The 19,690-nt window shown below is 73.3% G+C and carries 16 protein-coding genes and 1 pseudogene; 11 read left to right on the top strand and 6 right to left on the bottom strand.

Annotation, left to right across the window (positions count from 1 at the left end):
* Together ABZY57_RS26925 and ABZY57_RS26920 are read right to left on the bottom strand one after the other, a co-directional pair.
* A pseudogene (locus ABZY57_RS26925) lies at positions 1 to 250 on the bottom strand (N-acetylmuramoyl-L-alanine amidase); the annotation flags it as partial.
* Between the two features lie 222 nt (positions 251 to 472).
* The gene (locus ABZY57_RS26920) at positions 473 to 1,114 is read right to left on the bottom strand and encodes a class I SAM-dependent methyltransferase (protein WP_356516157.1); all 642 of its coding nucleotides are present in this window, start codon (positions 1,112 to 1,114) and stop codon (positions 473 to 475) included.
* Positions 1,115 to 1,331: 217 nt separating this feature from the next.
* Here ABZY57_RS26920 and ABZY57_RS26915 point away from each other — a divergent pair, with 217 nt between their 5' ends.
* Positions 1,332 to 1,952 carry a hypothetical protein gene (locus tag ABZY57_RS26915; protein WP_356516155.1) on the top strand — a complete coding sequence of 207 codons (621 nt, stop codon included), beginning with the start codon at positions 1,332 to 1,334 and terminating at the stop codon, positions 1,950 to 1,952.
* Positions 1,953 to 2,189: 237 nt separating this feature from the next.
* Here the strand turns inward: ABZY57_RS26915 and ABZY57_RS26910 are convergent, their stop codons facing one another.
* Positions 2,190 to 3,074 carry a LysR family transcriptional regulator gene (locus ABZY57_RS26910; RefSeq protein WP_356516153.1) on the bottom strand — a complete coding sequence of 295 codons (885 nt, stop codon included), beginning with the start codon at positions 3,072 to 3,074 and terminating at the stop codon, positions 2,190 to 2,192.
* 77 nt (positions 3,075 to 3,151) lie between these two features.
* Between ABZY57_RS26910 and ABZY57_RS26905 the strand changes: the two genes are divergently transcribed.
* Together ABZY57_RS26905 and ABZY57_RS26900 are read left to right on the top strand one after the other, a co-directional pair.
* Positions 3,152 to 3,889: a hypothetical protein gene (locus tag ABZY57_RS26905; RefSeq protein ID WP_356516151.1), complete on the top strand. Its 738-nt coding sequence runs from the start codon at positions 3,152 to 3,154 to the stop codon at positions 3,887 to 3,889.
* A 252-nt stretch (positions 3,890 to 4,141) separates the two neighbouring features.
* Entirely contained in the window at positions 4,142 to 6,106 is a 1,965-nt protein-coding gene (locus tag ABZY57_RS26900) for a serine/threonine-protein kinase (RefSeq protein ID WP_356516149.1), read from the top strand.
* A gap of 105 nt (positions 6,107 to 6,211) precedes the next feature.
* Here ABZY57_RS26900 and ABZY57_RS26895 read toward each other — a convergent pair whose 3' ends face one another.
* Complete coding sequence (locus ABZY57_RS26895) at positions 6,212 to 7,705, bottom strand: amino acid decarboxylase (RefSeq protein ID WP_356516147.1); 1,494 nt, start codon at positions 7,703 to 7,705, stop codon at positions 6,212 to 6,214.
* Between the two features lie 74 nt (positions 7,706 to 7,779).
* Between ABZY57_RS26895 and ABZY57_RS26890 the strand changes: the two genes are divergently transcribed.
* The 3 genes from ABZY57_RS26890 (at position 7,780) to ABZY57_RS26880 (ending at position 12,173) form a co-directional block, all read left to right on the top strand.
* On the top strand, positions 7,780 to 8,706 hold the full coding sequence (locus ABZY57_RS26890) for a LysR substrate-binding domain-containing protein (protein ID WP_356516145.1): 927 nt from the start codon (positions 7,780 to 7,782) through the stop codon (positions 8,704 to 8,706).
* 116 nt (positions 8,707 to 8,822) lie between these two features.
* Positions 8,823 to 10,958 (top strand): acyl-CoA dehydrogenase family protein, encoded by a 2,136-nt coding sequence (locus tag ABZY57_RS26885; protein WP_356516143.1) that lies wholly within the window; start codon positions 8,823 to 8,825, stop codon positions 10,956 to 10,958.
* Between the two features lie 27 nt (positions 10,959 to 10,985).
* Positions 10,986 to 12,173, top strand: a complete 1,188-nt coding sequence (locus tag ABZY57_RS26880) for a beta-ketoacyl synthase N-terminal-like domain-containing protein (RefSeq protein ID WP_356516141.1) — start codon at positions 10,986 to 10,988, stop codon at positions 12,171 to 12,173.
* A gap of 149 nt (positions 12,174 to 12,322) precedes the next feature.
* Here the strand turns inward: ABZY57_RS26880 and ABZY57_RS26875 are convergent, their stop codons facing one another.
* Entirely contained in the window at positions 12,323 to 13,456 is a 1,134-nt protein-coding gene (locus ABZY57_RS26875; protein WP_356516139.1) for an amidohydrolase family protein, read from the bottom strand.
* A gap of 253 nt (positions 13,457 to 13,709) precedes the next feature.
* Between ABZY57_RS26875 and ABZY57_RS26870 the strand changes: the two genes are divergently transcribed.
* Complete coding sequence (locus ABZY57_RS26870) at positions 13,710 to 14,948, top strand: cytochrome P450 (RefSeq protein ID WP_356516161.1); 1,239 nt, start codon at positions 13,710 to 13,712, stop codon at positions 14,946 to 14,948.
* Between the two features lie 218 nt (positions 14,949 to 15,166).
* Positions 15,167 to 15,802: a VOC family protein gene (locus ABZY57_RS26865; RefSeq protein ID WP_356516137.1), complete on the top strand. Its 636-nt coding sequence runs from the start codon at positions 15,167 to 15,169 to the stop codon at positions 15,800 to 15,802.
* A gap of 149 nt (positions 15,803 to 15,951) precedes the next feature.
* On the opposite strand, the gene ABZY57_RS26860 is transcribed toward ABZY57_RS26865, so the two are convergent.
* Positions 15,952 to 16,329, bottom strand: coding sequence for a DNA-binding response regulator (locus ABZY57_RS26860; protein ID WP_356516159.1), 378 nt, complete (start codon positions 16,327 to 16,329; stop codon positions 15,952 to 15,954).
* Positions 16,330 to 16,625: 296 nt separating this feature from the next.
* On the opposite strand from ABZY57_RS26860, the gene ABZY57_RS26855 reads away from it, so the two are divergent.
* The 3 genes from ABZY57_RS26855 to ABZY57_RS26845 are packed head-to-tail and all read left to right on the top strand — an operon-like array spanning position 16,626 to position 19,602.
* Positions 16,626 to 17,498, top strand: a complete 873-nt coding sequence (locus ABZY57_RS26855) for a MaoC/PaaZ C-terminal domain-containing protein (RefSeq protein ID WP_356516135.1) — start codon at positions 16,626 to 16,628, stop codon at positions 17,496 to 17,498.
* Positions 17,499 to 17,556: 58 nt separating this feature from the next.
* The gene (locus ABZY57_RS26850) at positions 17,557 to 18,633 is read left to right on the top strand and encodes a Zn-dependent alcohol dehydrogenase (RefSeq protein ID WP_356516133.1); all 1,077 of its coding nucleotides are present in this window, start codon (positions 17,557 to 17,559) and stop codon (positions 18,631 to 18,633) included.
* Positions 18,634 to 18,657: 24 nt separating this feature from the next.
* Complete coding sequence (locus ABZY57_RS26845) at positions 18,658 to 19,602, top strand: 3-oxoacyl-ACP reductase (protein WP_356516131.1); 945 nt, start codon at positions 18,658 to 18,660, stop codon at positions 19,600 to 19,602.
* Positions 19,603 to 19,690 lie beyond the last annotated feature (88 nt).

Raw genomic sequence — 19,690 nt, 5'->3', positions numbered from 1 at the left:
CCGGGGACGGCGCCGCCGTCGCGGAGGGCGCCGACGCCGAGGCCGAGAGCGGCATCACGATCCGGGGCGGCCGGTTGTCGTCGCCCGCGCCCGCGCTCAGCACCTCGGTCAGTACCCACCCGGCCAGAGCGGCCGGGGCGATCGCGGCCGCCGCGACGACCAGGGTGGACCGGCGGGCGTACAAGGGCCGGTCCGGGCTGATGGACGTCGAGGACTCGGGGAGCGGCGGGGAGCTTTCGTCGTAGCGCACCCGGCGATGCTAGACCGGCGGTCGGCCGGGCGTACGGACCGTGGGCCATCCGGGGGCGCGGTGCGCTTATATGCTCCGCTGACTTGGCGTGCCTCCCCCGGGGGGGACCGTGAGCGCCGTGCGCGAGCGCGCAGCCGATGCCGGGGGTCGGTGCCCCGGGACCCCCCGCCTCGAACGTCGGCGAGGCTGGGGGGGTGGGGGCCGAATCAGCGGCGGGCGGGGTCAGATGCCGGTGCCCGTGCGGCGCAGGACGCGGAGGGAGTCGGTCGCCGAGACCTCCTCGAAGGCGCCCGAGGCCAGGGCGCGCACGTAGATGCGGTACGGGGCCTGGCCGCCGTCGGCCGGGTCGGGGAACACGTCGTGGATCACCAGGGTGCCGCCCTCGGCGACGTGCGGGGCCCACCCCTCGTAGTCGCCCGTGGCGTGCTCGTCGGTGTGGCCGCCGTCGATGAAGACCAGGCCGAGCTTGCCGCCCCAGGCCGCGGCGACCTGCGGGGAGCGGCCGACGACCGCGATGACGTGGTCCTCCAGGCCGGCCCGGTGCAGGGTCCGGCGGAAGGTGGGGAGGGTGTCCATCAGCCCGATCTCCGGGTCCACGACGCTCGGGTCGTGGTACTCCCAGCCGGGCTGCTGCTCCTCACTGCCCCGGTGGTGGTCCACGGTGAGCGCGCTCACGCCCGCCTCGCGGGCGGCGTCGGCGAGCAGGATCGTCGAGCGCCCGCAGTAGGTCCCGACCTCCAGCAACGGCAGCCCGAGCCGCGCCGCGGAGGCGGCCGCCTCGTACAGGGCGAGCCCTTCTCCTACGGGCATGAACCCCTTGGCGGCCTCGAAGGCGGCGAGGGTCTCCGGCTTGGGGCTGGCCATGGTGTTCCTCCTGCGGGGTGGGCGGCGTGCGGCCTACGTCGGCGCACAGGGGCGTACGTCGGCGGCCCATGCTGCCTTACCCGCTGGTAGGACGCCATGCCCGGGCCCGCCCACCGGCCGGGGGCGGACCGGGACGCAGGCGGACGAGAGCAACTGTCGCTATATCTGTCGACAGTTTTACTTGTCGAGTAGGTCTCGCGGCAGGTAGACATGTCGCATGGACGATGCGGTACCGATCCCGACCCCCGACCGGAACGACGAGGACTTCTGGGCCACCGTCATGGCCCTGGTGGAGCCCGCCTGGAGCGAGCCCGCCGAGGACGAGGCGTTCGACATGGACGACCAGGTGCTCGACGCGGTCCGCCCGCTGGCGCAGCGCATCTCGACGCGCGCGCAGGCCTACCGGGCCGCCGGCAAACCCTTCGACTCCGCCCTCATGGCCGCCCCCGACGTACAACTGGCCCTGCTGCGGGCGCTGTACGAAGCCAAGCGGTCCGTCGACCGGATGGCGGAGAGCGCCGCGACCGTCGCAGGCCGCAGCGGAGCCAGCTACACCCAGCTCGGCGCGGCCTGGGGCGGCATCAAGCGCCAGTCCGCCCGCCTCAAGTGGCCCCACGCGGTGGCGAAGCGGTCCGCGAGCGAGTCCATCCCGCTGCGCTACGCGGGCGGCGCCGCCGTCATCCACCACGACCCGGACGCCGACGCCTGGTGGTACACCGCCGTCGCCGCGGACGGGCACGAGGAGGAGTCGGAGGCCGTGCACCCCACGTACGCCGAGGCCATCGCCCGGGCGACCGAGTTCCTCCTGGGGCAGGACCGGCCCCACCGCGCTCAGTAGCCCCTGACGAGGAGGCCCGCCCGGGTCCGGGGCCAGGTGGTGCGCAGGTAAAGGGAGCCCTCGGCCACGTCCCGCCCCTGGTCCGCCAGGTCCCGGAGGTGCCGGTCCGCCCGCGGTCCTGCCGAGCGTGCTTTGCGGGCGGCGGGCGGCTGGGCGGCGCGTGGATGCGCCAGGTCCGGCGGGTCCGGCGGGTCCGGCGGGTCCGGCAGGGCGGTCGGCCCGAAGCCGGGGGCGGTCCTAGCCCGGCGTCGTGAGGAAGGCCACCAGGCGGGTCGTGTGCGGGGTGGGGACCGTGGGGTGGAGGAGTTCCGTGCGGTGGACCAGGCGGGGGGTCCGGACCGGGACCGCCGTGGTGCCGGGGAAGGTGGTGGCCAGGGAGAGCGGGAGGGCGGTCAGGCCGTGGCCGGCGGCGGCCAGGGCCGCCAGAGCGTACGGGTCGGTGCCGTGGTGGCGGATGCGCGGGTGGAAGCCGGGGGTGTGGCTGACCTCGCGGAGCCGGGCGAGGGGGACAGCCGTGTCGGGGGCGTCGATCCACTGCGCCTGCGCGAGGTCGGGCAGCCGGACCGTACTGCGCCGCGCCAGGGGGTGGTGGTGCGGGAAGAGCACGGCCAGGGGCTCTTCGGCGACGCCGAGGGTGAGGGTGGGGCCGAGGTCGGGCAGGGGGAGGGGGTCGCTGGGCGCGGCCACTCCGTCCACGAGGCCGAGGTCGGCGCGGGCGGTCAGGACCTCCTCGACCACCGCGTCCCGCCCCAGGACGTGGAGGTCGACCACCACCGGCCCCGCGGCGCGCAGCCGGGCCAGGGCCTGCGCGAGCGCCGGACCGAAGGCCGCGGGCGAACAGGCCAGCGTCAGACGGGAGTCTGGGGTCCGGTGCAGGCGGGCGATGTCGGCGCGGGCCGCGTCCAGGCGCAGGAGCAGCGCGGGGGCGTGTTCCATCAGCCGGGCCCCCGCCTCGGTGGGTGCGACGGGCCGGCGCTCGACCAGCCTGGCGCCCAGGTCGGCTTCGAGCGCGGCGATGTGCTGGGAGACGGCCGACTGCGTGTAGCCGAGGACCGAGGCGGCGGTGGAGAAGGAGCGGTGTGCGAGGACCGCGACGAAGGTGCGCAGCAGATGCGGATCCATGTCCATCAGTATTGCTTATGCGGGTAGTGCAGATCATCGTTGGACGTGATGGGTCAGCGGCTCGGAAGATGACCGTCATGAACGGGAACCACACCACCGCCCCGACCGCCCCCACCGCACGCATCGCCCTGATCGCGGACCGCTCCGAGGCCGTACGCTCCCACGTCCGCGTCCCCGCCCTGCTGGAGGCGCTGCGCCTGCGCGAGGGCCTGGACCTGGACGCCTACTGGATCCCCACCGAGGAAGCCGGTGAGGGCATGGACGGCTTCGACGCCGTCTGGGTCCTGCCCGGCAGCCCCTACCGCAGCGAGGGCGGGGTGCTCGCGGCGATCCAGGACGCCCGCGAGAACGGCATCCCCTTCCTCGGCACCTGCGGCGGCTTCCAGCACGCCCTGCTGGAGTTCGCCCGTACCGTCTGCGGCCTGGACCGGGCCGGTCACGCCGAGAACGCCCCCGCGACCGCCGCCGAGGACGCCGTGGTCGTCCCGCTGGCCTGCTCGCTCGTGGGCCACGAGGGCACGGTCCGGGTCACCCCCGGCTCCCGCGCCGCCCGGCTGCTCGGCGCGGACCGCACGCAGGCGCGGTACCACTGCAACTACGGCCCCAATCCGCTCCACTTGGACGTGCTGCGGGCGCACGGCATGACCTTCACCGGCGCCGACGAATCAGGCGACATCCGCATCGCCGAACTGGCCGAGCACCCCTTCTTCCTGGCCACCCTCTTCCAGCCCGAACTGGACGGAGACGGCAGCCGCGCCCACCCGTTCATCACGGGCCTGGCCGCGGCGGCCGTGGAGCACGCGCGGGTCCGCTAGCCGCGGGGGAGGGGCGTCACACCGAACGAGCCTTCCTGTCCGTGGAGTTCCGGTCCGTGCGCCGGTGGTCGGCCATCGCCCCGACCGGGAGCAGCCCCCCGCACGTCCTCGCTCGGCTTCCCGTCCCGAATCTGCAACCGGGACAGGCGACCCTGCGCCCGTACCGCGGCGAACTGCCTTTAGGCTGAGGCGGATTCGGACCGGCCAGGGCCGTTCAGGCAGACCGCAGGGGAACACCGGGGGACGGGCAGCATGAGCAGCGCACGGAGTGACGACGACAACGTCGAGGGCGGCATAAAGCCGCTCGCGGCCGGGGATCCGAGCCGGATCGGGCCGTACCTGCTGCTCGGGCGCCTCGGTGCCGGCGGGATGGGCCGGGTGTTCCTGGCCCGCTCCGAGGGCGGGCGTACGGTCGCGGTGAAGGTGGTGCACGAGGAGCACGTCGCCGACGCGCAGTTCCGGGCCCGCTTCCGCCGCGAGATCGACGCCGCCCGGCGCGTGGGCGAGCGGTACACCGCTCCGGTCCTGGACGCCGACCCCGACGCCGAACGGCCCTGGGTGGCCACCGGATACGTACCGGGGCTGTCGTTGGAACAGATCGTGCGCCGGCACGGCCCCCTGCCCGTGGACTCCGTACACGCCCTCGCGGACGGACTGCTGCACGCGCTGAAGGACATCCACACCGCCGGGATCGTGCACCGCGACCTCAAGCCGTCGAACGTGATGCTGACCGTCGAGGGCAGCCGGGTCATCGACTTCGGGATCTCGCGCGCCCTGGAGACCTCCGTCGAATCGCTGCTCACCAGCACCGGCATGGTCGTCGGCTCGCCCGGTTTCATGTCGCCCGAGCAGGTGCGCGGGCAGCGGGCCGGGGCGAAGAGCGATGTGTTCACCCTCGGCTGTGTCCTCATGTACGCGGCCACGGGCGAGCTGCCCTTCGGGCACGGCGCCAGCAACCAGCACGCGGTGATGTTCCAGATCGTGGAGGGCGAACCGGCCCTGGAGCGGGTGGCGGACCCCTCCCTGCGCGCGCTCATCGGCCGCTGCCTGGTCAAGGGCGTGGAGGAACGGCCGGGCGTGGACGAGCTGCTGGCGGATCCGGAGCGGGTCCGCCCGGCGGTGAGCGGCGGGGCGTGGCTGCCGCCCGAGGTGGTGGAACGGCTGGCCCGGCAGGCGGCGCGGCTGCTCGACGCGGAAGCGGTACCCGCGGTGGGCGGGGGCACGGGGGATGCGCAGACCCTGGACCGGGAGACGGTCGGGCTGCGGCCGGAGGCGGGTGCGGCCGGCGGGTCCGGCGCCCCCGGCGGGCCGGACGGGCAGGCCGCCGAGATGGCCGAGCCGGCGGGCGGGCCGGCGGCCGAGCCGGTCGTCGGGGCGGTGACCGGGCCGGCAGCCGTCGGCGCCGGCCGTACCGCGGAGGGTGAGCGGCGCGGGGCCCGGCGGCGGTGGACCGTGGCCGTGCCCGCCGTGCTGGTGCTCACCGTCGGCGGGGGCACGGTGACCCTGCTCCAGCCGTTCGGCGGCGGTGACGGCGGGGCACAGGCCGCGCCCCCGGCGAGCAGCGCGCCCGTGACGCCCGGCGCCTCCTCCGGCTCCCCTTCGGCGGCGAGCGGTTCGCCGGCACCGGGTGCGCCGAACCCCGAGAGCCCCCAGGCCTCCCAGAGCCCTCCCGTACCGGCGCCGGACGGCCAGGCCGCCGCGGCGGGCGCGGGGACCCCCGGCGGTGGCTCCGGCACCCCGGGCGGCAGCAGCGCGACCCAGGGCGGCGGTGGACCGGCCGCCGGAGGCGCCGGTACGGGCACCAGCCCGGGCGCCACCCCCGGGGGATCGGGCTCGCCGAGCGGTGGAGGCTCGCCGAGCGGTGGAGGCTCCTCCGGCGGCGGCGCCACGGTCCCCGCGTACTTCACCGGCACCTGGACCTACAAGGGCGATTTCAACCTCGGCCAGCCGGACACCGTGACCATCACCCGGTCCGGGGCCGTCCGGCTGATCGGCGACTCCAACATGGGCCACTGCGAGCACATCGCCAAGGTGACGTCGATGGCCTCCGGCGGGGCCCGGATCAACATCGGGGCGGCGGCGGTGGACAAGTCCAAGTCCACGAGCCAGTTCTGCGGGGTCCTGGATCCCTCCTTCTTCACCAAGAGCGAGCCGGCCGGCCTCCAGCACAACGTGGGCCCCTCGCACGGCGAGGGCTACTACTACGAACGGTCCTGATCCGGCACGGAGTTCTCGTCCGAGGGTGTGATCCCGGATCCCCGATCCCCGATCCCCGATCCCGGAGGAGGCAGCCGCGGCGGACAGGCGCGGAGGGCGGTCCGCTCAGGCTTCGACGACGCGCAGATGCCCGACGGCCGGGTCGACGGCGCCGCGTACGTGGCCGTTGGGTGCGGCCGCGGTGAGCTGGAGGAACCGCACCGTCTCGGTGGTGATGACCTCGCCGGGCAGCACGTTGGGGATGCCCGGCGGGTAGGCGGCCAGGGTGTCGGCCGAAACCCTGCCCACGGCCTCGGCCGCGGGGACGACCCGGCCGGCGCTCATGAACGCCTCGCGCGGAGTGAGTACGGCCTCTCCGGGGGCCGGGAGCTGGAGCCGCTTCGCGCCGTCGGCGCCGGCGCCGAGGGGGCGCGGGAGGGTGTGCAGCGCCTCGACGAACCGGTCGGTGTCCGGAGCGCTGCCCGCGCCCACGACCGCGACGACGGCGGAGTCGGTGGCCACCTCGACCATGATCTGGTGATCGCGGAACAGCCTGCGGCGGGCTTCGTGGCCGCTGATCCCTCCGGCCCTGGTGTCGATGGCGACGCGCAGGGGGTCGGCGGCCACGATGTCGGGGAACCGTCCGAAGCCGTCGCTGACCACTCCGTACCGGCCCAGGCGCCGCAGCGTCCCGCGCAGCGAGTCCGCGGCCCGGAGGGAAGCCCCGATGCTGTCGTGCCCGCACGCCAGACCTCGCCGGGCGACGTCGAGGGAGGCGAGCAGCAGCGCGCTCGCGCTGGTGGACTGCACGAGGCGGTGGGCGCGGTGGATCAGCGGCTCCAGCACCTCGGCGAAGGGCCCGTGGCCCAGGTGCAGCATCGCCGACTGGGTGAGGCTCCCGCCGAGTTTGTGCGTGCTGGAGGTCACCAGGTCGGCGCCTTGGGCGAGCGCGCCGGAGGGCAGGCCCGGGTGGAAGCCGAAGTGGGAGCCCCAGGCCTCGTCCACGATCAGCGGCAGCCCGTGCGCGTGCGCCGTGTCGGCGATGGCCCGGATGTCGGCGACGGCGCCGAAGTAGCTGGGCGAGACCACGTACACGGCCGCCGCGTCGGGGTGCGACGCGACCGCGTCGGCGACGGCCGCGGCCGTGACCCCGTGCGCGATGCCCTGTTCGGTGTCGAGGGAGGGCTGGACGAAGGCGGCCTTCAGGCCGGAGAGCACCAGGCCGTCGATCACGCTGGAGTGCACGCTGCGCTGCACGACGAGGGTGCGGCCGAGCATCGGTGTGATCAGGGAGGCGATCTGGTTGCCCTGCGAGGCGCCGTTGGTGAGGAACCACGTACGCCGCGCACCCCACGCCTGCGCCGCCAGCTCCGTGGCCTGGTCCATCGGCGTGGCCGTGCCGAGGTCGAGCCCGTCGAGGAGCGGCGGGAAGTCCAGCCGGAGCAGGCCCGAGCCGAAGGTCTCCACCAGGGGGCGGTCGTCCTCGGCGGCGTGGCCGGGCACGTTGAGGCGCAGCCAGGCGCGGTCGGCGTGGGCGCGCAGCGCCTCCGCGTAGGGCGCGCGATCCTGGGACGTCCCGGTCGGGCGGGAGGGGGGTGCTGGAGCGAGGGGGCTGTTCACGTCGCTCAGTGTGGGGGCCCTCGGAGACCTAGAGGAATGCTGCATCCACCTATGGATCTCCATACGCTGTCTATATGCTCGAGATCCGGCACCTCCACGTCCTGAGGGCCATCGCCCACGAGGGTTCCCTCGCCGGCGCGGCCCGGGCCCTGCACTACTCGCAGCCGACGGTCACCCATCATCTGGCCGTCCTGGAACGGCACTTCGACGCCCCGCTGGTGCAGCGCGGCCCACGGGGCGCCACCCTCACCGAGCTCGGCGAGACGCTGCTGCCGCACGCCGAGGCGGTGCTGTCCCGGCTGCGGCTGGCCGAGAGGGAGGTCCGCGACCAGGCGGCCCGTGGGACGCGCGCGCTGCGCATCGGGACCTTCCCCACCGCGGGCGCCCTGCTGCTGCCCGGCGCCGTACGGTCCCTGCACGAGCAGGGCGTCCACGTCTCCCTGGTGGAGGGCGAGCTGCCCGTCCTGCTGAACGGCCTGCGGTCGCGGGAGCTGCACGCCGCGCTGGTCTTCTCGCAGCCCGGCGACCGGCTCGACCTGGAGGACGAGTTCGAAGTGCACCCCCTCCTGACCGATCCGCTGCTGCTGGTCCTCCCCGAGGACCACCGGTGCGCGGCCCTGGAACGGGTGCCGCTGGAGGAGCTGCGGGAGGAGAGCTGGGTGGGGGCCGCCGACCCCCGCGACCCGTGCGACCGTCTGCTGTCCTGGGCCTGCGCGCAGCACGGCTTCGAGCCGGTGCACGTGATGCGCACCGACGACTACGGCGTCGTGCAGGGCTTCGTCGCGGCCGGTACGGGGGTCTCGCTGGTCCCGCGGCTGGCGCTGGGGGCGCCGCGCGCCGACCTCGCCGTGCGGCCCCTGGAGGGTCCGCCCCTGGCCCGGGAGATCAGTGTCGCCGTCCTGCGCTCCACGACCGCCCGCAGCGCCCAGGACCTGGTCGCCTCCCTCAAGAGGCAGGCGGCCCGCGTCGTCGCCCAGTGGGAGGAGCACCCGCTCGCCTGACGCCGATCCCTCCGGGCGGTACGGGTTGCGCGGGGGTGCGGCACCGGTTCCCGAAGCGAGAACACGTTTCAGTTCCGACCTTCCGCCAGAATGCAACGTGTTCTACTCTGCCGCGCATGGGCATCGGAATCACAAAGGAACAGCGGGAGTTGGCCGAAGCCGTGCGCGGCTGGGTCGCGCGGGCCGTGCCGCCCGAGGAGGTGCGCAAACTCCTCGACACCCCGCCGCAGACGGGCTCGCGGTCCGCCTATTGGGACGGGCTCCTCGCCTCCGGGCTGCTGGAACCGCACCTGGAGGGCGGGACCCTGCTCGACCTGGCCGTCGTGGTGGAGGAGGCCGCCCGGGCGGCGCTGCCCGGGGCGTACCTGCCGAGCGTGCTGGCCTCCGTGCTCCTGGACCGGGCCGGGGCCGAGCCCCTCGGCGGGCGGGTCGGGGCCGTGGCGCTCGGGCCCGGGGACCTGACCGCCGTGGCCGTGGAGGGCGGATACCTCCTCGACGGGACCGCGCCACCGGTGCTGGGCGCCGGCGAGGCCGACCTCGTGCTGCTCGCCGCCGAGACCGCGCACGGGACCCGCTGGTTCGCCGTCGACGCGGCCGCGCTGGACGTACGCACCCAGGACAGCGCCGACCCCACCCGGCCCACCGCCGAGGTCCGCGCCCGCGGGGTCACCGCCGGACCGGGCGCCCTGCTGGAACTCGACGCCGCCCTCGTCCGGGACCTCGCCTGCGTGCTGTTCGCCGCCGACGCCTGCGGCACCGCCGCCTGGGCGCTGCACACCGCCGCCGAGTACGCGAAGGTGCGCGAGCAGTTCGGGCGGCCCATCGGGCAGTTCCAGGGGATCAAGCACCTGTGCGCCGACATGCTGGTGCGCGTGGAGCAGGCCCGGGCACTCGCCTGGGACGCCGCCCAGGCCACCGAGGAGCCGGCCGAGGTGCGCTCGCTCGTGGCCGCGCTGGCCGCAGGCACCGCGCTCGACGCTGCGTACTCCTGCGCCAAGGACTGCGTCCAGGTGCTCGGCGGCATCGGCTTCACCTGGGAGCACGACGCCCACATCTACCTCCGCCGGGCCCTCGTCGCCCGCCAGCTCCTCGGTTCCGGCGACGGCCACCGCGTCCGGGCCGTACGGCTCGCCGCCGGCGGCGCGCGGCGCGAGCTGCGCCTGGAGCTGCCCGCGCGGGCCGAGACCCACCGCGCGAAGGCCCGTAGCGCCATCGCGGACGCGGCCGGGCTCGACCCCGCCACCGCCCGCCGGGTGCTGGCACCCACCGGGTACGCGGCCCCCTACCTGCCGGCCCCGTACGGGCTCGGCGCCGGACCCGTCGAACAGCTCGTCGTCCAGCAGGAACTGGCGGCCGCCGGGGTCAAGGTCGCCGACCTCGGGATCGCCACCTGGGTCGTGCCCTCACTGCTCGCCTACGGGACCCCCGAGCAGCAGGAGCGCTACCTGCTCCCCACGCTGCGCGGGGACGTCACCTGGTGCCAGCTCTTCTCCGAGCCGGGCGCGGGCTCCGACCTCGCCTCGCTGCGGACCAAGGCGGAGCGGGCGGGCGCCGGACCCGGCGACGGTTGGATCGTCAACGGGCAGAAGGTGTGGACCAGTTCCGCGCACAGCGCCGACTACGGGATCCTGCTGGCCCGCACCGACCCGGACGCGCCCAAGCACAAGGGGCTCGGCTACTTCATCGTGGACATGAAGACCCCCGGGATCGACATCCGGCCGCTCAAGGAGATCACCGGCGAAGCCCTCTTCAACGAGGTGTACTTCGACGACGTGGCGCTCCCGCCGGACGCCCTGGTGGGCGCGGAGGACGGGGGATGGAAGGTCGCCCGCAACACCCTCGGCAACGAACGCGTCCACATGGCCGACCAGATGACCTTCGACACCGGCCTGGAGGCGCTGCTCGCCCGCTCCGCCGAACTCGAAGGCGGATACCGGGTGCGGATCGGGGCCCTCGCCGCCGAGGCGCACGCCCTGGCCTGCATCGGGCTGCGCACCACGCTCCAGCAGGTCTCCGGACTGGAGCCGGGCGCGGGCGCGTCCGTACGCAAACTCGTCCAGACCCCGCACCAGCAGCGGACCGCCGAGCTCACGCTCGAACTGCTGGGCCCGGCGGGCGCGGTGAACGAGGGGGCCGGGAAGCGGGCCGTGCACGGCATGCTCATGTCCCGCTGCCTGACCATCGCCGGGGGCACCACACAGGTCCAGCTCAATGTCGTCGCCGAGCGCATTCTCGGCCTTCCCAGGGACTGACGGAACCGAAGGGCAGTGGGGACAAGCATGAAGTCGTACATCGTGGGCGTCGGCATGACGAAGTTCGAGAAGCCGGAGTCGAGGGACTGGCAGTACTGGGACATGGTGAAGGAAGCCGGTGACGCGGCCCTCGCGGACGCGGGCATCGACTACGGGCTGGTCGAACAGGTACCGGTGGGCTACTGCTTCCAGGCCTCCACGGCCGGCCAGCGGGCCGCGTACGAGCTGGGACTGAGCGGGGTTCCCGTCTACAACGTCAACAACAACTGCGCGACGGGGTCGACGGCGCTGATGATGGCGCGGCAGTTCGTGGAGGGCGGGATCAACGACTGCGTGCTGGCGCTGGGCTTCGAGAAGATGAAGCGCGGAGCGCTGGGCGGCGGGGCGGACGGCGGCGACTTCAAGACCTCCCCGGTCGCCCGCCACTACGGGATCATGGCCGCCGGGCACGGCTTCGAGATGTCCCCGCCCACCGCGCAGATCTTCGGGAACGCGGCGCGGGAGCACATGAAGCTGTACGGGACCACGGCCGCGCAGCTGGCGGCGGTCGGCGCGAAGAACCACCGGCACTCGGCGAACAACCCGAACGCGCAGTTCCAGGACGTCTACACGGTGGAGGAGATCCTCGCGGCGAAGACGATCCACGAGCCGCTGACCAAGCTCCAGTGCTCGCCGACCTCGGACGGGGCGGCGGCGGCGCTGGTCGTATCGGAGCGCTTCGTCGAGCGGCACGGGCTGGGTGACCGGGCCGTGGAGATCGTCGCCCAGTCCATGACCACGGACACGGAGGCGTCCTTCGCCTCCGGCTCCTGCATCGACGTGGTCGGCAAGCCGATGACGGCGGCGGCGGGGCGGGCGGTCTTCGCCGCGTCCGGGCTCGGGATCGGGGACGTGGACGTCATCGAGCTGCACGACTGCTTCTCGATCAACGAGCTGCTGACGTACGAGGCGCTGGGCATGTGCGAGGACGGCGGCGCCGGGGAACTGGTGGAGTCGGGCGCGACGACGTACGGCGGCCGGTGGGTGGTCAACCCCTCGGGCGGCCTCATCTCCAAGGGCCACCCGCTGGGTGCGACCGGCCTGGCCCAGGCGGCCGAACTCGTCTGGCAACTCCGGGGCGAGGCGGGGCCCCGCCAGGTCCAGGGAGCGAGGGTCGCGCTGGCGCACAACATCGGCCTGGGCGGCGCGGCGGTGGTCACCCTCCTGCGGCGGTAGCCCGCGACGGGGCGGCCCCTTGTGCCGGGGTGTGCTGTGTCGGTGTCGGTGTCGGCGCGGGCTGCGGGTGGGCCGGTGCCGGGCGCAGCCCGGTGCCCCCGCTTCAGACCGTCCGGCGTTTGAGGCCCGGGCAGCCGGCCGCGGGAGCCTCAGACGCGCGCAGGGCTCAGCGGAGCCAAGCTCGGCATCAGGCGCAGCGCGTTGTCCCGGTTGATCGCCCGATGGTGCGCCGGAGTCAGCGCGGGGTCACCCGCCAGCGCCGGCAGGGCGATGTCCGTGACCATGTCCGCGGGGCACGCCGGCCAGTCGCTGCCGAAGAGGATGCGGTCGGGGGCAGCCATCGCCAGCAGGGTCCCCGCGGGGGACATGGGCCCGGCCGTGTCGTAGTAGAAGCGGCGCAGGTGGTCCCGGACCATCGCCGGGTCGACGGGCGGGGTGAGCGCGCCCGCGAAGGCCTGTACGCGGGTGGCGATGTGCGGGAGGAAGCCGCCCGCGTGCGGCAGGATCACCGACAGGTTCGGGAACCGGTCCAGGGTGCCCTTGTGGATCATGTTCAGCGCGGCCCGCGTCGTGTCCAGCAGGAAGTCGCACAGGAAGTTCGGGATCCCCGGGACGGCCACCGCTCCCGGCCCCGGAGTTCCGCCCCCGCCTGGCGCCCCGTCCGGGAACGGAGTTCCGCCCGGGAACGGAGCTCCGTCCGCGCCCGGCCCCGGCGTTCCGCCCGGGGACGGGGCTCCGCCCGGTCTCGGTGCCCCGGTCGGCAGGGGCAGGTTGTGGGGGTGGGTGTCCACGATGGCGGAACGGTCGTTGAGTTCGGCGAAGAGCGGGGCGTAGGAGGGGTCGCCCAGGTAGACGCCTCCGTAGTTGGCCGTGACGTTCACCCCCACCGCCCCCAGCTCGTCGAGCCCGCGCCGCAGCGCCCAGAGCGAGACCTCCGGGTCGTCGAGGAAGAGCGGGGCGTGGAACGCGAAGCGGCCCGGATGCGCGGCCGTCACCTCCGCCGCCGCCCGCAGGGTGATGCCGGTGGCCTCGCGCAGCTGCGCGGACGTCGCGTAGCGCGCCGGCAGCATCGGCTTGAGGACGGCGGTGGCGATGCCCGCCCGGTCCATCAGGTCCAGGGCCGCCGCGGAGTCCCAGCGCGCCCACGGCGGGAGGGCCTTCCGGTTCACCAGGCCCTGGCCCTCGGCCCACGCCAGCCACTCGGGGGCGCAGAAATGGTGGTGGACGTCGATCCTGTCGCGGCTGCCGTCGTCCGGCGGGGTGAGGTCTGCGATGTCCGGCATGGGGTGGACCTTATGGCGGGGCCGCGCGGGTGCGCGCGGGACAGGTCGGGGACCCGGCCGATCCGCTCAGGCGGGCGTAGTTTCGGGCCCGAACGGGGTAATCCGTGTTTTTCGGCGTTTTTCGGCCCGCGGGCAGAGGGAGTGAGGTGGCTGGACAGTCGAGCCCCACGAGAGGTCTGAGCCCGTGACGACCGAACCCGCAGTGGCAGTGAGTGACGGCCTTCCGGTCGACAAAGCCGTGGCAGCCGTGTCCATGGGCACGCCGGAGTACCGGACGTGCCCTTATCCGGTCTATCAGGCACTGCGTGAGAACGCCCCCGTCGCCCAGTTGACGACGCGGAACGGGGTGGCGACGTTCCTGGTCACCCGGTACGACGATGCCCTGCGGGTGCTTTCCGATCCACGCATCGGAAAGGACATGCACGAGCGCCCGGACCTCTACCACGCCGTCTTCGGGGACACCTGCGAGGCGCTCGACGACAACCTGCTCTTCGCCGACGGCGCTCGGCACACCCGGCTGCGCCAGATCGCCAACAAGGCCTTCACGCCGCGCCACGTCAAGGACCTGCGCCCGCGCATCCAGGAGATCGCCGACGAACTGCTGGACCGGTGCCCGACGGACTCTCCCGTCGACCTGATGGCGTCGTTCGCCCTTCCGCTTCCCGTGATGGTCATCTGTGAACTGCTCGGGATCGTCGGCGACGAGCGCACGGACGTCCTGAAGTGGTTCGGCAACGTGACGCGCGCCCGGTTCAGCAAGGACATGGCGAGTGACCTGGCCGCGGCCGAGAACTGGCTGCGGAACTACTTCACGGGCCTCATCGCCCGCGAGCGCGCGCGTCCCTCGGAGGACTTCCTCAGCGTGCTGATCGAGGCGCAGCACGACGGCGGGGCCCTGACCGACGACGAACTCGTGTCGATGATCTGGGTGCTGCTCTTCGCCGGGCACAAGACCACCACCTACCAGATCGGGAACGCCGTCTTCGACCTGCTGACGCACCCCGATCAGCTCCACCTCCTTCAGGAGGACCGCGAACTCCTGCCCCACGCGATCGACGAGCTCGTCCGGTTCGAGGGCTCGGTGGAGACCTCCACGTTCCGGTACGCCATCGAGGACATGGAGATCGGGGGAACCCCCGTCCCCAAGGGTTCTCTCGTGCAGATCGCGATCGCCTCGGCGAACCGCGATCCGGAGAAGTTCCCCGCACCGGACACCCTGGACGTGACGCGGGAGGGACTGCAGAGCACCCACCTGGGCTTCGGCCACGGACCGCACTACTGCCTCGGCGCCCCGCTCGCCCGCATGGAGCTGGAGACCGCTCTGGCGACCTTGTTCGACCGGTTCCCCGACATGGTCCTGGCGACACGGGGGGCCGGCGAGGAGGAGTGGCTCAAGGGGCCCTTCCCCGCGTTCCGCGGGTTGGAGCGGCTTCCGATCGCGCTGGACCCGTCGCGGACGGTCGACGACTGGACGGCGCCCGCCTCCGGCTGAGTCCGCCCTGCGCGCCGCCGCCGCGCACCCCATCCGCCCCGCGGATCCTCCCTCCGGAAGGATCCGCGGGGCGGACGCATCCGTTCCACGGCGGACGCATCCGTTCCACGGCGGACGCATCCGTTCCACGGCGGACGCATCCGTTCCACGGCGGACACGGCCGGGGGCGGCGGGCGTGGCGTCGGGATTTGTGCGGATCGCCGGGTGATGATGGCGCGGTGCGACTTGATCACGTGTCCTACGCGGTGGCCCGCGACAGCTTCGTCTCCACCGTCCAGTGGATCGGATCGGCCCTCGGCGCCGGGTTCGTCGACGGCGGCGTGCACCCGCGGTTCGGCACCCGCAATTTCATCCTCCCGCTGAGCGGCGGTACCTACGTCGAGGTCGTCACCACGCTCGACCACCCCGCCGCCGACCGCGCACCCTTCGGTCAGGCGGTCGCGCGCCGCGCCGCCGAGGGCGGCGGCTGGCTCGGCTGGGTGGTCTCCGTCGACGACATCGCCCCGGTCGAGGCCCGCCTCGGCCGCAGCGCGGCCGAGGGCCACCGGGTCCGCCCCGACGGGTTCGACCTGAGGTGGAAGCAGATCGGCCTGCTGGAACTGCTGGAGGAACCGCAACTGCCGTACTTCCTGCAGTGGTTGGTCCCCACCGAGGAGCGCCCGAGCGCCGACCCGCGCACCTCCAGCACCATCCACGGGGTCTCCATCGCCGGTGACGCCGCCTCCATCGCCGAATTCCTCGGCGAACCGGCCGACCACCCCCTCGACCAGATCGACGTCACCTGGGTCGAGGACGAGGAACCGGGATTGGTCTCCGTCGAGTTCGCCACCGCCCACGGCCCGGTCACGATCTGACCGGGGTCCGACTGCCCCGCGGGAGCGGCCGGCTGGTGTTTCCCGGCCGGCGCGCGTCTCCCTGAGGGGTTCGTTCCCGCATCAAGGCGCCACGAGGTGGGCCCGGCGGGCCCCCGCACCCGGCCGTCGGCCGTGCGCGCGGACGGTTCCTACGAGGCCTGCGGCGCTTGCGGGGCTTCCAGTGCCGGGTCGACCACCGACTCCCCCCGGGAGGTGCGGCGGATGGCGTCCGCGAGGTCCTCGACCGGGCCGTCCCGCACGACCAGGCCGGCCGCCCCGGCGGTGAGTGCGGCCTCCGGCAGGCCCGGATGGGCGGAGCCCGTCATCACCAGGATCCGGCATTCCGGATCATCCGCCAGGAGCGCGGGGACGCGGTCCACCGAATCCGTCAGTGCCACCGCCGGGCGGGCGAGCGCCGAAGCCACCACCTCGATGTCCGGCTGGAGGCCCAGGAGAACGGCCAGGGCCGGGTTCGGCGGGTCCAGGAGCACCCGCAGGGATCGGGCGGGGCGCAGGGCCACGGGCATCTCATCCACCCGGCCAGAGTAGGGGCGAAGTGTCCCGTACCGGCGCAACGCGCCGTGGGCGAAGTGAGTCTGACAGAGAGTCAGGAGTCTTCCCAACTGCTGGGGCGTGCGTTATACATTCCTTCACCGGGCAACCTAGAACGCGTTCTAGAGTGCCGGGTCCCGCATACGACCTCGGTGCGGCCGACGGTGCGGACGGCCGCGCCGAGGTCTTCCAAGGCACCGCGCTTCCACAGCCGGTGCCCCACAGCCGGTGCCTCAAAGACGGTGTTTCCAACACAGGGAGCAGCACGCCCATGCCGATCGATGCCGCCAAGGCCCTCGCCGCCGAACCCCGCCAGGGGAACATCGCCTGGGACCACAAGGACATCCAGCTCTACCACCTCGGACTCGGCGCGGGGACCTCCCCGAACAACCCCGGGGCCGCCACCGACCCCGACGAGCTGCGCTACACCCTGGAGTCCAAGCTCCACGTGCTCCCCAGCTTCGCGACCGTCGCCGGCGCGGGCATGGCCATGATGGGCGGCCTCGCAGCCCCCGGCATCGAGGTCAACCTCGCCGCCGTCCTGCACGGCGGCCAGTCCATCGAGCTGCACCGACCCATCCCGGTCAAGGGACAGGCGGCTTCCACCGCCAAGGTCGCCGCGATCTACGACAAGGGCAAGGCGGCGGTGATCGTCCTGCGCACCGAGGTCGCGGACGCCGACGGGCCGCTGTGGACCTCGGACGCGCAGATCTTCGTACGCGGTGAAGGCGGCTTCGGCGGCGACCGCGGCCCCTCCGTGACGGCGGAGCAGCCCGATCGGGCGCCCGACCGGGTGGAGGAGCGCAGGATCCGCGAGGAGCAGGCGCTGCTGTACCGCCTCTCCGGAGACTGGAACCCCCTCCACGCGGACCCCGAGTTCGCCAAGATGGCCGGCTTCGACCAGCCGATCCTGCACGGGCTGTGCTCGTACGGAATGACCCTGAAGGCCGTGGTCGACACCCTCCTGGACGGTGACGTGTCCCGCGTCCGCGCCTACCGCACCCGCTTCGCCGGGATCGTCTTCCCCGGCGAGACCCTGCGGATCCGGATGTGGCAGGAGCCCGGCCGCGTCCTCGTCACGGTGAGCGCCGCCGACCGGGACGACGCCCCGGTCCTCGCCGACACCGTCGTCGAACACGGCTGAGCGGACCCCGCAGCCGAAGCACGCGAGAAACCCGCACACCCACAGAAGGAGCCGCACCGTGCGCGCAGCACTGCAGAGCGAGATAGGCCAGGACAAGCTCGAGGTCGTCGAGGACATGCAGGCCGTGGGCTTCGGCCCCGGCAAGGTCAAGATCCGCATCAAGGCCACCGGCCTGTGCCACTCCGACCTCTCCGCGATGAGCGGCGTCCTCCCGCAGCCCGCCCCCTTCATCCCGGGCCACGAGGGCTCCGGCGTGATCACCGACGTCGGTGACGGGGTCACCAGCCACAAGATCGGTGACCGGGTCCTGGTCTGCTGGCTCCCGCCCTGCGGGCACTGTCCCTCCTGCAAGCGCGGCCAGGGCCACCTGTGCCTGGAGGCCTTCGGCAACGTGGCCACCCCCAACTTCCAGCGCGGCGACAGCAGCATCTTCGGCTTCGCGGGCACCGGCACCTTCGCCGAGGAGATGGTGGTCCCGGCGGGCTGCGCCGTACCCATCCCCGACGACGTGCCCTTCGACATCGCCGCCCTGATCGGCTGCGGAGTCACCACCGGCCTCGGAGCCGCCATCAACACCGCCCAGGTGGAGGCCGGTTCCTCGGTCGCCGTCATCGGCTGCGGCGGCGTCGGCATCTCCGTCATCCAGGGCGCCAAGGTCCAGGGCGCCGCCCAGATCGTCGCCGTCGACCCCGTCGCCTCCCGGCGCGAGGCGGCGCTGCGCTTCGGCGCCACCGAGGCGGTCTCCCCGGAGGAGTTCGCCGACGCCAAGAACCGGATCACCGCGGGCGAGGGATTCGACTACGTCTTCGAGGTCGTCGGCAAGTCCGCGACCACGAAGACCGCGTACGACATGACCCGCCGCGGCGGGTCCGTCGTCGTGGTCGGCGCGGGCGCGCTCGACGACAACTACTCGATCAACATGTTCTCCCTCTTCTTCGACGAGAAGAAGATCCTGCCGTCGATGTACGGCGGCGGCGACGTGCTCCGCTCCTACGAGCGCACCATCGCGCTGTGGCGGGCCGGCCGGGTGGACCTGGCGGGCCTGATCACGCACCGCGTGCAGCTCGCCGAGATCAACGACGCGCTCGACCAGATGCGTACGGGCGTGGCCCTGCGCACCTGCATCGAACTCTGACCCGTTTCGAGAGGAACCGTACGGATGTCACTGCCACTTGAGGGACTCGCCGCCATCGTCACCGGGGCGGGCCGCGGCCTCGGCCGGTCCGAGGCGATCGAACTCGCCCGGCTCGGCGCGAGCGTGGTCGTCAACGACTTCGGGCAGCCCGGCCGCGACGGCTCCGGCGAGGCCTCGGCCGCACCGGCGGAGGAGGTCGCTGCGGAGATCCGGGCCGCGGGCGGACAGGCGGTGGCGCACCTGGGCGACGTGGCCGACTTCGAGCAGGCGCGCGAGCTGGTCGAGCTGGCGGTGAACAGCTTCGGCAAGCTCGACATCCTGGTCAACAACGCGGGCATCCTGCGCGACCGGATGGTCTTCTCGATGTCGGAGCCGGAGTGGGACTCGGTCATCCGGGTCCACCTCAAGGGCCACTTCAACACGACCCACTTCGCCTCCGTGCACTGGCGGGAACGCTCCAAGGCGGCCGGCGGACCGGTCTACGGCCGGATCATCAACACCTCGTCCGAGGCCTTCCTCGGCGGCTCGGCCGGCCAGCCCAACTACGCGGCGGCCAAGGGCGGCATCGTGGGCCTGACCACGTCCACCGCCCTGGCCCTCGCCAAGTACGGGGTGACGGCCAACGCCATCTGCCCGCGCGCCCGCACCCGGATGACCGAGGACGTCTTCGCGGGCTTCCAGGTCCCGGAGGAGGGCAAGCTCGACGCCCTCGCCCCCGAGCACGTCTCCCCGCTGGTCGGCTACCTGGCCTCCCCGGCCTCGGCGAAGGCCAACGGGCAGCTGTTCGTCGTCCACGGCGGCATCGTGGTCGTCATGGAACGCCCCAAGGTGGCGGCGAAGTTCGACACCACCAAGGAATCCTTCTCCTACGAGGAGCTCGACGAGTTCCTCACCCCGCACTACGACTCCCGCCCGGCGAACGAGACCTTCGCGGCGGCGGAAGTCCTCGGCCTCAAGCACGACGGCTGACCGGCAGGTACGTACGCGCGAGCAGGCGCCGGGCGGGAGTCGTAGTGCGGGGTGAGGAACTCGTCGAGCTCCTCGTAGGAGAAGGATT

It is taken from the genome of Streptomyces sp. NPDC006450 (assembly GCF_040612195.1).
GTDB lineage: Bacteria > Actinomycetota > Actinomycetes > Streptomycetales > Streptomycetaceae > Streptomyces.
This window is presented reverse-complemented; position numbering and strand designations above follow the sequence as displayed.